This window comes from Tabrizicola sp. T74 (assembly GCF_057219935.1).
Map to the genome: position 1 here is coordinate 34,528 of NZ_JBXVVT010000011.1, position 14,908 is coordinate 49,435.

15 protein-coding genes and 1 pseudogene are annotated in these 14,908 nt (G+C 66.9%); 1 reads left to right on the forward strand and 15 read right to left on the reverse strand.

The genetic code is table 11. The features are described from left to right. Positions 1-476 precede the first annotated feature (476 nt). The 12 genes from AC2EAL_RS21405 to AC2EAL_RS21460 all read right to left on the reverse strand — a co-directional run bounded on the left by AC2EAL_RS21405 (position 477) and on the right by AC2EAL_RS21460 (position 12,297). Positions 477-1,313 carry a 3-oxoadipate:acetyl-CoA acetyltransferase gene (locus AC2EAL_RS21405; RefSeq protein WP_484726271.1) on the reverse strand — a complete coding sequence of 279 codons (837 nt, stop codon included), beginning with the start codon at positions 1,311-1,313 and terminating at the stop codon, positions 477-479. Then, positions 1,310-2,182 (reverse strand): intradiol ring-cleavage dioxygenase, encoded by an 873-nt coding sequence (locus AC2EAL_RS21410; protein ID WP_484726272.1) that lies wholly within the window; start codon positions 2,180-2,182, stop codon positions 1,310-1,312. The genes AC2EAL_RS21405 and AC2EAL_RS21410 overlap by 4 nt, the downstream gene beginning before the upstream one ends. 1 nt (position 2,183) lies before the next feature. Continuing rightward, positions 2,184-3,935 (reverse strand): FAD-dependent oxidoreductase, encoded by a 1,752-nt coding sequence (locus tag AC2EAL_RS21415; protein WP_484726273.1) that lies wholly within the window; start codon positions 3,933-3,935, stop codon positions 2,184-2,186. Then, a complete protein-coding gene (locus tag AC2EAL_RS21420) occupies positions 3,928-4,974 on the reverse strand; it encodes a branched-chain amino acid ABC transporter permease (RefSeq protein WP_484726274.1) in 1,047 nt (348 codons plus the stop codon). Before AC2EAL_RS21420 ends, AC2EAL_RS21415 begins: the two co-directional genes overlap by 8 nt. Position 4,975: 1 nt before the next feature. Continuing rightward, positions 4,976-5,839 carry a branched-chain amino acid ABC transporter permease gene (locus AC2EAL_RS21425; RefSeq protein WP_484726275.1) on the reverse strand — a complete coding sequence of 288 codons (864 nt, stop codon included), beginning with the start codon at positions 5,837-5,839 and terminating at the stop codon, positions 4,976-4,978. 141 nt (positions 5,840-5,980) lie between these two features. Beyond that, entirely contained in the window at positions 5,981-6,688 is a 708-nt protein-coding gene (locus tag AC2EAL_RS21430) for an ABC transporter ATP-binding protein (protein WP_484726276.1), read from the reverse strand. Continuing rightward, positions 6,689-7,411: an ABC transporter ATP-binding protein gene (locus AC2EAL_RS21435; protein ID WP_484726277.1), complete on the reverse strand. Its 723-nt coding sequence runs from the start codon at positions 7,409-7,411 to the stop codon at positions 6,689-6,691. A gap of 53 nt (positions 7,412-7,464) precedes the next feature. Beyond that, positions 7,465-8,739 carry an ABC transporter substrate-binding protein gene (locus tag AC2EAL_RS21440; protein ID WP_484726278.1) on the reverse strand — a complete coding sequence of 425 codons (1,275 nt, stop codon included), beginning with the start codon at positions 8,737-8,739 and terminating at the stop codon, positions 7,465-7,467. A 22-nt stretch (positions 8,740-8,761) separates the two neighbouring features. Beyond that, complete coding sequence (locus tag AC2EAL_RS21445; RefSeq protein WP_484726279.1) at positions 8,762-9,820, reverse strand: maleylacetate reductase; 1,059 nt, start codon at positions 9,818-9,820, stop codon at positions 8,762-8,764. Then, on the reverse strand, positions 9,817-10,467 hold the full coding sequence (locus tag AC2EAL_RS21450) for an alpha/beta hydrolase (RefSeq protein ID WP_484726280.1): 651 nt from the start codon (positions 10,465-10,467) through the stop codon (positions 9,817-9,819). Before AC2EAL_RS21450 ends, AC2EAL_RS21445 begins: the two co-directional genes overlap by 4 nt. Before the next feature lie 8 nt (positions 10,468-10,475). Then, positions 10,476-11,432 carry a VOC family protein gene (locus AC2EAL_RS21455; RefSeq protein WP_484726281.1) on the reverse strand — a complete coding sequence of 319 codons (957 nt, stop codon included), beginning with the start codon at positions 11,430-11,432 and terminating at the stop codon, positions 10,476-10,478. Between the two features lie 16 nt (positions 11,433-11,448). Then, positions 11,449-12,297, reverse strand: coding sequence for a dioxygenase family protein (locus tag AC2EAL_RS21460; protein WP_484726282.1), 849 nt, complete (start codon positions 12,295-12,297; stop codon positions 11,449-11,451). Between the two features lie 89 nt (positions 12,298-12,386). On the opposite strand from AC2EAL_RS21460, the gene AC2EAL_RS21465 reads away from it, so the two are divergent. Further along, positions 12,387-13,337: a LysR family transcriptional regulator gene (locus tag AC2EAL_RS21465; RefSeq protein ID WP_484726283.1), complete on the forward strand. Its 951-nt coding sequence runs from the start codon at positions 12,387-12,389 to the stop codon at positions 13,335-13,337. A gap of 16 nt (positions 13,338-13,353) precedes the next feature. Here AC2EAL_RS21465 and AC2EAL_RS21470 read toward each other — a convergent pair whose 3' ends face one another. The 3 genes and pseudogenes from AC2EAL_RS21470 to AC2EAL_RS21480 all read right to left on the reverse strand — a co-directional run. Then, positions 13,354-13,950 (reverse strand): GNAT family N-acetyltransferase, encoded by a 597-nt coding sequence (locus AC2EAL_RS21470; RefSeq protein ID WP_484726284.1) that lies wholly within the window; start codon positions 13,948-13,950, stop codon positions 13,354-13,356. Continuing rightward, on the reverse strand, positions 13,947-14,357 hold the full coding sequence (locus AC2EAL_RS21475) for a ketosteroid isomerase-related protein (RefSeq protein WP_484726285.1): 411 nt from the start codon (positions 14,355-14,357) through the stop codon (positions 13,947-13,949). The genes AC2EAL_RS21470 and AC2EAL_RS21475 overlap by 4 nt, the downstream gene beginning before the upstream one ends. Positions 14,358-14,808: 451 nt before the next feature. Then, positions 14,809-14,908 (reverse strand): annotated as a pseudogene (locus AC2EAL_RS21480) (IS5/IS1182 family transposase); the annotation flags it as partial.

Genomic DNA, 14,908 nt, shown 5'->3' on the forward strand with positions numbered 1-14,908 from the left:
TGGTTTGGGGCACAGGTCTTAACTCCCAAATCTTTCAGCATTTCTCAGACCCCGTTCGCAGCAAAAACCGTTTCGTCCGCGATCAACCATTGGGCGGTCGACGAGCGGTATGACAGTGCGGCGTTGCCTGTTTGGTGGCCAAGCTCCTGCGGTCACTAGGAACGTCAGGGACCTTCTGGTTCTGCAGGTTAGGCAGAATGGGCTTCTCAGTTTCCAGCGAAGTCATAGAGCTGAAAGGATCGGTTTGACCGAGATCTCGCAAGCAAAGTATTGAAAGAAAACACAAAGACCTGGATTCAAAATCCGCGTGTCGCTGGTTCGATTCCGATCTGGGTACCACGTTCAAGTCTTCCCCAATCTGTTGATGCCTGGATCCGCTGGGTAGCGAGGGTGCTTTTGGCGTCATCTTGGGTGAGAGCGCCTTCGCTACCAACTCACCCCTGGCGTTGGATTGGGGGTCGGCAGACGCTGAGGGATCAGGCGTTGGCCACCGGTTTCAGGTGCAGCAATCGGCGTGCCTCGGCCGGTGTGGCGACCGGACGCTGGTGGCGGTCACAGATCTCGACCACGCGCCGGACAAGCGCCCCGTTTGAAGGGGCCAGGCTGGTGCGATCCAGGCGGACATTGTCCTCCAGCCCGGTGCGGGCATGACCCCCGGCGGCGACGGACCATTCGTTCAGCGTGATCTGGTGCGGGCCGATCCCCGCTGCGCACCATTCTGACCCGGGGAGCAGGCGTTCCACCGTGCGGATGTAGTAGTCGAAGACGTCGCGGTCGGCGGGCATCGCGTTCTTCACGCCCATCACGAACTGGACATAGGCTGGGGCCTTCAGCCTGCCGTCCCGCTGCATCGCCGCAGCCTGGTGGATGTGGGACAGGTCAAAGCACTCGATCTCGGGCTTGATGTCGTAGGCCAGCATTTCCGCGGCCAGCCAGTCCACCAGGTCGGGCGGGTTCTCGTAGACGCGGGTGGGGAAGTTGTTCGAGCCGACCGAGAGGCTGGCCATGTCTGGCTTCAGCGGCAGCATTCCGCCCCGGGTCTTGCCTGCGCCGGACCGGCCTCCGGTCGAGAACTGGATGATCATGCCGGGGCAGTGCTTCTCCACCCCCTCCTTGAGGCGCGCGAACTTCTCGGGGTCCGAGGAGGGGGTCTCGTCGTCGTTCCGGACATGGGCGTGGACGATGGTCGCGCCGGCCTCGAAAGCCTCGTGCGTGGATTCGATCTGCTCCGCGACCGAGATGGGCACGGCCGGGTTGTCGGCCTTTTTCGGCAGGGACCCGGTGATGGCAACGCAGATGATGCAGGGTTTCATTGGGGCGCGAGGATGAAATCGTGTTCCACCAGGAAGAAGGGCTTGTCGAAGCCCGCCCTGGCGATTTCGGCCGGGTCGGTGATCCGGTCGAATTTCGCCAGAAGGCTCTCCTTAACGCCAAAGACCGCGTCCGAGCCGATGTAGGGGTCATCCGGATCGAAGATGTGGGTGACAAGGCGGGCGTGGGCAGGAGCCTCGATGATGTAGTGCAGGTGCGCGGGCCGGTAGGGGTGGCGGCCAAGTGCGGCCAGGAGCTTGCCCACCGGGCCGTCGTCGGGGATCGGGTAGAACCTGGGCTTAACGCCCTTGAACCAGTAGCTGCCGTCCGGCCCGGTGCGGAACACGCCGCGCAGGTTGAAGTCGGGCTGGATGCCCTTTTGCTGCACGTCGTAGAAGCCTTCGTCGTTGGCCTGCCAGACGTCGATCTTGGCGTTTGCCAAGGGGGTGCCGTCCGTCGACCGGATCGTGCCGCGGACCAGCATCGGCTCGCCCTTCTGGTCGAGGCAGATGTCGCTGCCCATCGGCAGTTCCGGCGCGTCGGCGACGTGGAAGGGGCCGAGGACGGTGCTTTCCGACGCCCCCGAAGGCTTCCGGTTGTTGATCGCGTCGACCAGCATCGACACGCCCAACACGTCCGACAAGAGGATGAACTCCTGCCGCCAGTCGGTGCACATGTGGCCGGTGGCGGTCAGGAACAGGATCGCATGGAACCACTCGGCCTCGGTCGGCTCGATCTCCTTCACGGCGGCGTGGAGGTGTTTGGTCAGAATCGCCATGACCTCGGCCAGGCGCGCGTCCTTGGCCTTGGCGTTGCGGGAGATGACGACCTCGGCCGAGGTGGCTTCGGTGAAGAACCCTTGTTCGGTCATGTCAGTGCCCCAGGATGCTGCGCAGGACGCGGGTCAACTCGCCCGCCGGGTCTTTGCTGGCCGTTTGGCTGCGCCAGGCGACGTGGTGGTCGGGGCGGATCAGGAGGCAGCCGGAGTCCCGGATCTCGCGGACCTTGTGCCAGTCGCCGACGTGGTCCTCGTAGTCCGCGCGGGGGCCGATGGTGACGGCGCGGATGGGCAGGCCCAGGGCCTTGCCCACGCTTTCCGCCGCCTTGACCCAGCCCTCGCCGCCGATGCCGGTCAGGATCGTGAACTGGCCCTTCCCGCACAGATCGAGCGTGGACTGTTTGGCCCCGCTGCGGTCATAGACCCAGGCATGCGGCAGCCGGGCGCCGGGGGTCGTGGTGGGCTGGTAGTACAGCTCCATGTTCTCGCCCGTGGGCGCGGTGGTGCCGTCGCTGACAACGGCGCCAGAGGTGTAGCGCTGGTTCATCTCGACCCCGTGGCAGTCGAATTCGTAGACCTTGAAGTCGATGGCGCGCCTAAGCGCCTCGCGCTGTTTCTCGCCAGCCTCGGTCGCATCGCAGCGGGCGGCCATGCTCCGCTCGATCCGGTCGTGGTCAACGCCGCCGTCCATCCCCAGGGACTCGAAGATTGGGCCGAACTCTGCGATCGACTGGTTGGCCCGGGTGACGATCTGGCGCGCTATGGGGGCGCGTTCGGTGGAGTAGCTGTCAAGGAGTTTTGGCGTGGCTTGCCCTTTTACTACAGCAGCAAGCTTCCAGGCCAGGTTAAAGGCATCCTGAATTGATGTATTCGAACCAAGCCCGTTCGAGGGCGGGTGCCGGTGCGCCGCGTCGCCCATGATGAAGACGCGGCCTGATTGCATGTGAGTGGCAAAGCAGTTGTTCACCGTCCAAGTGTTGGCAGAGATCAGGTCGATCTCCAGGTCCGGGACACCCACCAGCTGGCGGGCCACCTGCGTCGCCATCGCCGCGTCCACCACGGGGGCGGGCTGGTTGATGTCATAGCCCCAGACGATCAGCCATTCGTTCCAGGGCCGGACCATCCGCACCAGCCCCATGCCGATCCCGCCCACGTCGGCCCCGGGCTGCATGACCCAGTAGAGGACCGAGGGCCGGTGTGCCACGTAGCGGGACAGGTCGGCCCGGAACAGGATGTTCATCGACCCGCCGACGCCCATCTTGCCCTCGAACGGCAGGCCCGCATGTTCGGCGACAAGGGAGTTCCCACCGTCCGCGCCAACCAGGTACTTGGACCGGATCGTCAGGTCCTTGCCGGTCAGGCGGTCGCGGCAGGTGGTGGTGACGCCGTCCGCGTCCTGGACGTGGCTGATGTATTCGGTGGACATCCGCGACTGCGCGCCCCGGCGGCAGGCGGTGCCGAAGAGGATCGGCTCCATGAAGGTCTGCGGCAGGTCGTTCATCTCGCAAGGGCTGGCGCGCAGGTGGCGGGCTTTCGATTCCGGGCTGGTGCCCCAGGACTGCATCCGGCCCAGTTCCTCACCCGCAAGGCTGACGCAGAAGACGTTGTTCCCCATCAACTCCTGATGCGTGGCGTGCTTCATCGCCTCGTCCTCGACCTCGGGCCCCAGGTCGCGCAGCACTTCCATCGTGCGCTGGTTGGTGATGTGGGCGCGCGGGGTGTTGGCCAGCCAGCGGTAGCGGTTCACCACCAGCGTCTCGACGCCGTAGGACGCCAGCAGCGCAGCGGTTGCGGACCCGGCAGGGCCGGTGCCGATGACAAGAACGTCGGTGGTGATGTCAGCCATCTTTGGCTCCTTCCAGGATAAGGCGGCGTTGGACGGGGAAGAGGGCAAGGCCCGTGCGGTCATGGATCAGGCCCCAAAGCCCGCGGGGGGCAAAGAGCATGGTGGCGATGGCCAGAAGGCCGAGGGCGAGGAGATACCAGCTGCCGTAGTCGGCAAAGGCGGTCTGCAGGCCCCAGAAGACGAGGACGCCGAGGATCGGGCCTTCCAGCCGACCGATGCCGCCGATGACGGCGATGAAGATGACGTAGGCGGTCCAGTTGGTGACGCTGAACGCCGCGTCAGGAGATATGCGGGCGGTCTGCATGTAGATCAGCGCACCGACGAGGCCTGTCATGGTGGCGGCTGACAGGAAGACGATCCATTTGACCCGGCGGGCGTCCACTCCGACCGACCGCGCGGCATTGTCGTTGTCGCGGACGGCCGCCAGCGCAAGGCCGGTGCGCGAGCGGAGGAGCGTGTAGATCGCGGCCATCGTGGCGACGGTCAGAGCGAGGGCCAGCCAGTAGGCCAGCACATCACGGGCGGCGGCGTCCCTCAGACCGAAGAGGCTCGCGATGGCCTCGACGCCGATGATGTCGGAGGTTGCTTCTCGCGGGAGGCTGGTGCCGGTCCCGCCGCCGAGGGTCTTCCATTGGGCGATGAGCAGGCGGGTGACTTCGGCGATAACCCATGTGCCGATGGCGAAGTAGGCCCCGGCCAGGCGGAAGGCAAAGAAGGCCATCGGGATGGCAAGGATGAAGGCGGCGATGCCTCCGAGGAGGATCGCGGGAACCGGGTCCCAGCCCCAGAGGATGACGCCCGCAAACATCGCGTAGGCGCCGATGCCCACGAAGGCTTGCTGGCCGACGCTGACCATGCCCCCGAAGCCCGCGATCAGGTTCCAGAGCTGGGCGAGCGTCAGCATGGTCAGGATGAAGAACAGGTCCTGGATCAGGCTGCGGGGGGCGAAGGCAGGGAGGATCAGGCCGATCAGCACAAGGGCAACTGCGGCGATGCCGGCGACGGTCGAAGCGTGGGTGCGAGTGGTGACCTGGTGCATCTCAGTCCACCGCCCTGGGGAAAAGGCCGCGCGGCCGGATGAGGAGGACGATCAGGAAGGCGACATGCCCGGCAAGTATCTGCCATTCCGGGTTTATCTGGGCTCCGAAGGTCTGGGCGACACCGATAATCGCCCCACCGGCCAGGGTGCCCCAGAGGCTGCCGAGCCCCCCGATGATGACCGCCTGGAAGGCGTAGAGGAGGCGGGCAGGGCCGATTGAGGGGTCGAAGTTCGCCCGCATGCCGAGGTAGAGGGCCGCGAGGGTCACGATGACCATCGCAAGACCCGTGGCGATGGCGAAGACGGATTTCGGGTTGAGGCCCATCAGGCTGGCCGTCGTGGGGTCGTCCGAAACCGCCCGGAAGGCGCGGCCCAGGGCGGTGGTGTAGAAGATTCGGTTCAGGATGAAGATTGCAGCGACGGCAGAGGCGAAGGTCAGAAGCGGCAGGGTGCCCACCGTGACGATGCCGAGGTTGATCGAGGCGCTTTCGAGGGGGCCGACCGAGAGGCGCTGGCTGTCGGCGCTGAAGGCCTCCAGCATCCCGTTCTGCAGCGCGACCGAAAGGCCGAAGGTGACGAGGAGCGGCGGCAGGATGTCCTTGCCGAGGACGCGGTTCAGGACAAAGCGCTGGAGCGCCCAGCCGGCGGCAAACATCAGCGGCGCGGCGAGGAGCGCAGCGAGGAAGGGGTTGAGGCCAAGGGTGGCGGTGATGAGAAGGATCGCGAAGGCCGCGAAGACGATCAGGTCGCCATGGGCGAGGTTCACCAGCCGCATGATGCCGAAGACGAGGCTGAGGCCCGCGGCGAAAAGTGCGTAGAGCCCGCCGAGGAGGATCCCCTGGACGAGGACGTCAAGCCAGATCATCGGGCGCCTCGTGGGTGGGGACGGTTTTTGAATTGAGCGCCTTGCGGCGCGAGCCTTTTGTCTCGCCTTTTGCGCGTGAAGAACGCGCAACGGCTCGGTGGGCCTCCGGCGGGGATATTTGGGGACAGATGAATGGCTTGGTCATGCGGCGGCCCCGAAATAGGCGGCGTGGATCGCCTCGCGGGTGACAGCCTTGGCCGGGGCGGTGAGCGTGATGCGGCCCTCCATCATGCAGTAGACGCGGTCGGCGACCGAGAGCGCGCGGGAGATGTCCTGTTCCACGACGATGACGGCGGCCCCGGTGGCGCGGATCGCGGGGAGGGCGGCGTAGATGTCGCGGATGACGACGGGGGCGAGACCGAGGCTGATCTCGTCGCAAAGAAGAAGATCGGGGTTCGACATCAGCGCGCGGCCGATGGCGACCATCTGCTGCTGGCCACCGGAAAGGGCGGTGCCGGGGGAGTGGCGGCGGTCCCTCAGGATCGGGAAAAGCGCGTAGATATCGTCCAGTGACCAGCGGCCGGAGCCTTTGCGGACCTGGCCGCCGATCAGGAGGTTTTCCTCGACGCTGAGCGAGGGGAAGAGCTTGCGGCCTTCGGGCACCATCGCGATGCCGCGCTGCAGGATCTGGTCGGCGGGCAGTGCGCCGATGGGGGTGCCGCCCAGGCGGATCATCTCGGGCGCATTCCGCAGGACGCCGGTGATTGACCGCATCAGGGTCGTCTTGCCAGCGCCATTCGCGCCGATGATCGCGACGCATTCGCCGGGGTCGACATGGAGGTCTACGCCGAACAGGGCCTTGAACTGGCCGTATTGCGCGGTGAGGCCATGGGTGGACAGGAGCGCCATTCAGACCTCCATCCCCAGGTAGATTTCTCGCACCTCTTTCGAGGCCATGATCTGCTCGGGCTCGCCGATGCCGATGACGCGGCCGAAGTCGAGGACGAGGAGTCGCTCGACGACCGAGGTCAGGGCGTGCAGGACATGCTCGATCCAGATGATCGTCACGCCTTGCGCGTGGAGGCCCTTGATCGTGGCGACCAGCGCCTGGCATTCGCCTTCCGTCAGGCCACCGGCGATTTCGTCGAGGAGGAGGAGTTCGGGGCCGGTGGCCATCGCGCGCGCCAGTTCCAGCCGCTTGCGGTCGAGGAGGGAGAGGCTTGCGGCCAACTGGTTGGCTTTCGCCAGAAGCTCGGTATCGCGCAGGATGGCGACGCAGGCGTCCTGCACCTCAGCCTCGCGCTTGCCCTGGCCGTAGGCGGCGGCGGTGAGGAGGTTTTCAAAGACCGTAAGCCCTTCGAAGGGCTGCGGGATCTGGAAGCTGCGGCCGACACCCATCCGGACGCGTTCCATTGCCGGGATGCGGGTGACGTCGCGGCCAAGGAGGGTGATGGTCCCGGCGTCGGGCAGGAAATTGCCGGTGATCAGGTTGAAGAGCGTGGATTTCCCCGCGCCGTTCGGGCCGATGATGCCAAGCGCCTGACCCTTCGGCACGACGAACGAAACCTCGTCGGTCACCTTGAGGGCGCCGAAGCTTTTCGAGACGTGGGAGAGGGTCAGGACGTCGGTCATGGGTCAATCGGCCTTTGGCGTGGCCCCCGTTGGTGACAGGGGCCGCGACAGGGTCAGGCCAGCGCCTCCATCGTGCCGCCGGTCGGGATCGCCGGGGCGGTCTGGTTGTCGACGATGACAAGGTCGAAGGTCCCGTCCTCTTTCCGCCGCCACTGGCCGCCCACCAGCGGCGTCTTGGTGACGTTGGCAGCGGCGAAGGGAGGCAACCCTTCGCCCTTCCAGGCGACCTTGCCGACCATCGTGTCGAGGTCGGTGGCGGCGATGGCGGCGGCCACGGCATCGGCATCGGTCACATCCGAGACGCGGCCCATCACGTTCGACGCCACTTCGAACAGCGAATGGACAAAGCCGATCGGCTGGGTCCAGGGGCGGCTGGTCTTGGCCGTGAAGTCCGCCGCAAGGTCCGCCGCCGACTGGCCAGTGAGCGAGGACTTGAACGGATGCGTGGCGCTCCACCAGACTTCCGAGGACAGGTTGTGCCCGGCCTCGCCCAGGGCTTCGACCGACTGCGGGAAGAGGATCGCCTTGGCGACCGTGATGATCTTCGGGTTGTAGCCCTGCTGCAGCGCCTGGTTGCGGAAGGTGGTGAAGTCGGGCGGGATCACGACGCCGGTGACGATCTCGGCATTGGCCGCCTTGAACGCGTTGATCTGGGCCGAGAAATCGTCGTTCAGGTTCTGGTAGCGTCCGGGGTCGGTCAAGGTATAGCCCTGCGCGGCAAAGCCCGGGCCGACGCCCACGTTCGGGTCGCCCCAGGCATTGCCGTCCGCGTCATTGGGGAAGAGGCCGCCCACGACCTTGTTGGTCGCGACCTGGTTCCACATGTTCAGGAAGACGGCGATGACGTCCTCCAGCCCCCAGAAGTAGTGGAAGGCGTAGTTGAAGGGCTGCCACGAGGTCGGGTCGGCGGGGTTGCCCTGCTGGCCGATGAACCAGGGCTGCCAGGGCGCCATGGTGGAGATGACCGGCATCCCTTCCGCCTCGCAGGTGGTCGCGACGGGGTTCGTGGTTTCGGGGGTCGAGGCGACGACCATGAGGTTGATCTCGTCGTCGACGATCAGCTCTTTCGCGACGGCGGCGGCACGGTTCGGGTCGGACTGGCTGTCCTTGACGATGACCTCGAAGTTCGCGCCCGCTTCCGAGGCGAGGAAGGCCTCGATGTTGTAGGCGTCGCTTTCGGCGAAACCGGCCAGGGGCCCCGACTGCGGGCTGACATAGCCGATGCGGATCTTCGCCCCTTGCGCGATGGCAGGCGCGAAGAGGCCGGGGGTGGCGAGCGCGAGGCCGGTGGCGGCGCCGGATTTCAGAAGCTTGCGTCTGGTAAGCATGGTGGTTCCTCCCTTTGGTTTTTCAGGCGGGGCAATGCCCGTCGTAGGCCTGTTGCAAGAGCTGCCGGATGCCGTCCCGGCTGACGGGGCGCGGATTTGCATATGGGTTCTTCGTCGCGATCTCGGCCGCCCGGTCGAGGTCGGGTTCGGTGAGGCCGAGGTCCGCAAGCCGCAAAGGCGCGCCGACGGATTTGGCGAAGTGCCAGAGGCCCGCGCCCGCCGTGCCGCCGAAGGTGTCGGCGATGGGTTTGAGCAGGTCCCCGACAGCCGGTTCGTTGTAGGCGGTGGTGTGGGGCAGAAGGACGGCGTGGGTTTCCGCGTGCGGCAGGCCGAAGCTGCCGCCAAGGACGTGGGCCAGCTTGTGGTGCAGCGCCATTGAGACATAGCCAAGCGCGGTCGAGCAGCACCAGGCGGCGTAAAGCGCTCCAGCGCGGGCCTCGCGGTCCTGCGGGTTTTGCACTAGCACCGGAAGCGCGTCGCGGAAGGTGGGCAGCGCGTCGCGGACCATCGCCTCGATCACCGGGTTGCGGTCGGGGGCGTAAAGCGCCTCCATCGCATGGGCGATGGCGTTCAGGGCCGAAGTCACGGTCAGGCCCGCGGGCAGGGTCAGGGTCAGGTCGACGTCGTAGACCACGACCTCGGGCCGGATCGCCGGGTCGCGGCGGGTGGTCTTTTCGCCTGCGGTCGTTTCGCCCAGGATGTCGGTCATCTCGGACCCGGCATAGGTCGTCGGGATCACCACTTGGTCGGCCCCGGTGCGGACCGCGATGGCCTTGCCAAGGCCGGTGGTCGAGCCGCCGCCCAGCGAGACCACGCAGTCGGCCTGCGCGGCGCGGAAGGCCGCCACGGCCTCCTCCGTCACCTCGACCGGCGTGTGCATCGCGGCCCCGGCGAAGATGCCTGCGGCCTTGTCGCCGAGCTTTGCGGCCAGTGCCTCCGCCTCGGCCTTCTGGTGCGGCGTGGACAGGACCAGAGCGCGGGAATGGCCGAGGCGCGCGACTTCGTCGGGGATCTGCGCGAGCGTGCCGTGGCCGAAGACGACGCGGGTGGTGAGGCCGAGGAAGGTGAAGGGGCGGGTCATCGGGGGGCCTCCATCCGGGGCGGGTACCCGGCGGCAAGATCGGTCAGGACGCTGTCCAGCATGGCGATCTCGGCATCCGAGACTTCATGCGGGCGGGCGGGGAAGACATCGCAGCGCAGGCGGGCCTCGGCTTGGCCTAGTTCGGCGGCGGCCTCGGCGAAGGCCGTGACCGGGATCCAGGGGTCGGCGCTTCCGGCGCTGAGGTAGACGGGCAGGCCCGAGGGAAGTGCGGCGGGGCGGTCGTCGGACGCGACGCCAACCCGGCAGCCGGTGAAGGCCACCACGGCGTCAGGGGCCTGCCGTCCGGTGAAGCAATGCTCCAGCGATAGGCAGGCGCCCTGGCTGAAACCCGCCAGAACCAGCGGCAGGTCAGGAGCCTTGCCGCGCAGGTCAGACACAGTCGTAGCAAGTCCATCTAGCGAAGTCGCCAATTCGGCCCGTGTCGTATCCCTTAGCGGATCGACGGCGCGGGCGTAGTACCAGGTCTTGTCCCCGGCCCTCGGCAAGGCGAAGGCCACGTCACGGGCGGACAGGCGACGGATGACCGCCGCCTCCATCTCCTCAGGGCTTTGGTTCCGGCCGTGGACGAAGACGCACAGCACCTTCGCCCGGCCAGGGTCCACGCCCAAGGAAAGGATGTCCGCCACGCCCGGCATCAGAAGTTGGCCGGTTCCAGGCCCGCTTCCATCTCGGCCTGCCGGTCGGCAAACCACGGCGGGAAGACGAGGCTCTTGCCAATGGCGTCGGCGGGCTCGTCCTTGGCCCAGCCTTCCGGGACGGTCCAGGCCAGTTCGAACAGCGCGCCACCGGGCGACCGCATGTACATCGATTTGAAGTACATCCGGTCCTTCTGTTCGCTGACGTCGGTATACCCCATCCCCTCCAGCCGGGCCTTCAGCGCAATCTGGTTTTCCTCGTTCCCGGTATTGAAAGCGAGGTGATGAACCGTGCCCCCGGCCAGCGTCCAGGTCCCCTGCGGGCTGTCGCGGTCGGTGATGATCTCGATGACCGAGCGCAGCCCGTCGTTCTGCGGCACGACCCACATGCTGCCCTTGTCGTCCGTCCCTTCGCGGCGGAACTGCATGCCGATGTCGAGGAACTCCTCCATCGCGGTCGCATCCATCACCGCCACGGCCCCGCCGTAGATGCCGCGGATGCCATGCGCCTCGGACACGCCCTGGGCCGGGTTGGCGATGGGCGTGCGGGTATCGCCGGGGTTCTCCACCAGCTCATGCGGGATGCCGCAGGGGTGGGCGAACATCACCCGGGTCAGCCCGAAGCGGTCGCCCTTGGTGGCCGGGATCCCGTGCTTGTTCAGCCGGTCCACCCAGTAGTCCGCCGAGCCCACCGGGATCGCCTGCATGATCGTGCGGGTCTGGTTCGTCCCGCGCCGCCCATAGACCCCGGGTTTCTTGAACGGGAAGGTGGTGATGATCGTCGAGGCATCGCCGTTCTTCGACCCGTAGTACAGGTGGTAGACCGGCAGCACGCCGTCGAACAGCACCGTGCGCTTGACCGAATAGAGCCCCAGCGCCTTGGTGTAGAAGTCATAGTCTTCCTGCACGCCGTGCGTGCTCATCGTCAGGTGGTGATAGCCGGAGACGAGGGCCATGTGCGTCATCCTTCCTTCAGGTTGCGGTTTGGGGGTCGCGGTCCAGGACCAAAGCGACGGAAAGCGAGACCCCGGACGTCTCGGCACGGAAATCGCCGATCAGGCCGGGCTTGACGGCGAACAGCGCATCGCGGCCGATGGCCGGGTCGCTGCCGTCGAAGATCGAGGTCACCAGCCGCCGGTAGCCCGGGGCGGAGACGGCGAAATGGATATGGGCGGGGCGGTCGAGAGACAGGCCGATCCGCCGCGCCAGCTGGCCCACCGGGCCGTCGTCGGGCAAGGTATATCCGGCAGGCCTGATGCTGCGGAAATGGAACCGGCCCTGCGCGTCCGTCACGAACCGGCCGCGCAGGTTGTGCTCGGGCTGGTTGTCGGGGTCCTGATTCTCATACCGGCCCTCGGCATTGGCGTGCCAGACCTCGACCTCGGCCCCCGCCAGCGGCTCGCCGTCGGGGCCGGTCACGCTCCCGCTCACCGCCAAAGGCACCCCGTCACCCCCCCGGCACAGGTTCGCCCCCAGGGCCAGCGCCGGGGCATCCGGGCGGTAGAACGGGCCGGGCAGGGTGGCAGGCGTGCCCCGACCCTCCGCCACGCGAGACACAACCGCATCGGTCAGCCCGAAGACATCGGCCAAGAGCACCCATTCCTGCCGCCGGGCGTCGGTCGCATAGCCCACATCGGTCAGGAACTGCACCAGCGCGTCCAGCTCTTCGGCCGAGGGCTGCAGCGTCGCCACCACGTCATAGGCGTGGTTCAGGATCAGCCGGACCGCATCGCCCAGACGGCCGGGCGCGGCGGCGGCCAGGCGCAGGCGCTGCTCGGCGCTGCCCCCCTGTCCGTTCGACCCGGTGCCCTGTCCGTCCATGCCGGTCCTCCCCTCCCTGCTGGACCGAAGCTATGGGGGATTGCGCAGGCGGCTAATGACTTCTTCGAAGATCAATATACCATTCCGTTATGAAGCTGTCCGAGTCGCACCTGATCCAGCTCTCTGCCGTCGTCGATGCCGGCAGCGTCAGCAAGGGCGCCGCAGCGCTGGGCCTGTCGCAGCCCGCGCTGTCGCGGTCCTTGGCGCAGCTTGAGGCGCGGGTCGGCAAGCCCCTGTTCATCCGCGACCGGAGGCCCTTGCAGGCCACGCCGCTGGGCATGCAACTCGCCGCGCATGGCCGCCGCATCCTGATGGAAAGCCGCCGCGCGACCGAGGCGGTGCAAAGCCTCTTGCGCGGTACGCGGGGACTGGTCCGGGTCTGCGGCGTGCCGTTCTTCATGGACGCCATGATCAGCCGGATCATTGCCGCGTTCCAGAACCTGCACCCGGACGTCGACTTCCAGCAAAGCTATGGCAACCTGACCGAAGTGGGCCTTGGCCTCCGCGCGGACCAGCTGGACCTTGGCATCGTGCCCTTGGGGACGTCCGGCGAACCCGAGGGACTGGCCTTCACCGCGATCCTGCCCGCCCGCAACGTCGTCTGCTGCCGCGCGGGTCACCCCCTGCAACATTCCAAACGCCTGACCACGGGCGACCTTGGCCGGTTCCCCTGGGTCGCGCCCTTGCCGGGCTCGCCGCTTCTGGCCGACCTCTTCGCGATCCGATCCTCGCTCGGCTCGGTCGACCTCGATATCCGCTATTCGGGCGGTTCACTGCTGTCGGTCATCAACTACATGTCCGAGACCGACGCGCTGGCCGTCCTCCCGTTCTCGGTCTGGTTCGCCGAGCGCAAGCAGAACCGCATCGCCGTCCTGCCGGTGGACATTCCGCAGCCGCAACGCCATCTGGGGATCCTGCGACTGATGGGGCCGCCCACCAACCCGGCCGCGGCGGCCTTTGCCGACTTCGTGGTGCAGTCGTTCGAGACGATGCAGCAGCAGATCCTGCGGCACGAGAACGCGGTGGTCTGGCGGCGCTAGCGGGCTGTCCGCCCCTTCAGAGCTTCCGCATCCAGAACTGCAGCGCCTTCTCGGTCTCGGCGATGTCGCCGACGTCCTTCCAGCTGAACCGCGCGACCACGCCGGGCAGCGTCTCGTACCCCCGGCTGCGCCAGAACGCGTCGTTGGTCCGGGCGGCGGCGGGCCGGGCGGGGTGGTCGTCGGGCCGGATGACCGAACAGAAGGCGACATGGGTCCGGCCGAGCGCGCGAGCATGGGCCTCGCGCAGGTCGATGAAGCGGTGGCCGAGGCCGATGCCGCGGTAGGGGCGGAGGAGGACGGACTCCGCGCCGTAGAGAATGCTTTCCGGCAGCAGACCGAGGTCGCGGAATGGCGCCGAGAACTCCGGCGCGTGGTCCTCCATCGGGGTGGAGGTCGAGGCGCCGATCAGCTGGCCGTCGTGGAAGGCCCCGACCAAGAGCGCGCCGGGGTTGTCGCGGTAGGTGGCGAGGTACTCGCGTTCGTATTCGTGCGAGCCATCGTAGAGGTAGGGCCAGTCCCGGAACACGGTGATCCGCAGCTGGGCGACGCCGTCGAGCGCCGCCTCCAGGTCGCGACCGGTCAGGACACGGACGTCGATCTCGTCGATGTTCACTGGCTCACCTGCCGGATCCAGTCGTTCAGGTTGTAGAAGGTGGTGATGCGGCTGATGAGGCCGTCGCGGACTTCGAAGAACCCCCCGGCGGGGAGGATGTAGGTCTGGCCCTTCGCCTCTGGCAGGCCGGGGTCGGTCTTCAGGTACTCCCCGTGGACCACGAATTCGGCGGCCCCGCGGAGGCCGTCGTCGCTGGCGAAGATGGTGAGGTCGTGGAGGCTCTCCCGGTAGCTGACCCCCATGTGGCCGCAGAATTCGCGGAACTTCGCCTTGCCGATCCGGTGCCCGCCCTCGTTCACCCGGTGCTCCACGTCCTCGGCCAGGCAGGCGAGCATCCCCTCGGGGTCGCCGGCGTTGAAGGCGTCGTAGTAGCGGCGGATCAGGGAGAGGGTCGTCTCGCGGGTCATCGGGGTCTCCTTTGCGGCCGGAGAGTAGCGGGCCGGGGGAGGGTTTCCAAGCCGGAGGGGACGCGTTGGGGGCAGAAAGCGACCTCGGGGGGCGGGGTGTCCACGGTGGACAAAACGGAGTTTGGGAGGGATTTCAGGAGGTTGGGGTTTTTCGTTAGGGTGGTGTTAACTTTTGAATTCCGTGTAAAGGAAGGGCCAGAGGGTCGGAAAAGCGACTGTCCAGTGGACAGTCGCCCGACCCGATTGCCTGAAGGCGCAAGCCGGAAGGCAAGGGGTTTTCAGCTTGCCTGGACGGTTGGAAATCGGGGCGCGACTGCCTGGGCTGGCGCGGAAACGCGCCTGCCAGGGGCAGGCAGGCGCGGCCCGATTTGTCTCGGGACAAATCGGGCTGACAGGAGAGCGCAGTAGGCACGGCATGAACGAATGTGTAGGGTCAGGACTCGTTCTTGCTTCATAGCCAGAACATGACAGTTGCAGCGAGAGCGACGGCGGAGAGGAAGACCTTGTGGCACCTGTCGTATCGGGTAGCAACACGTCGCCAGTCCTTCAGT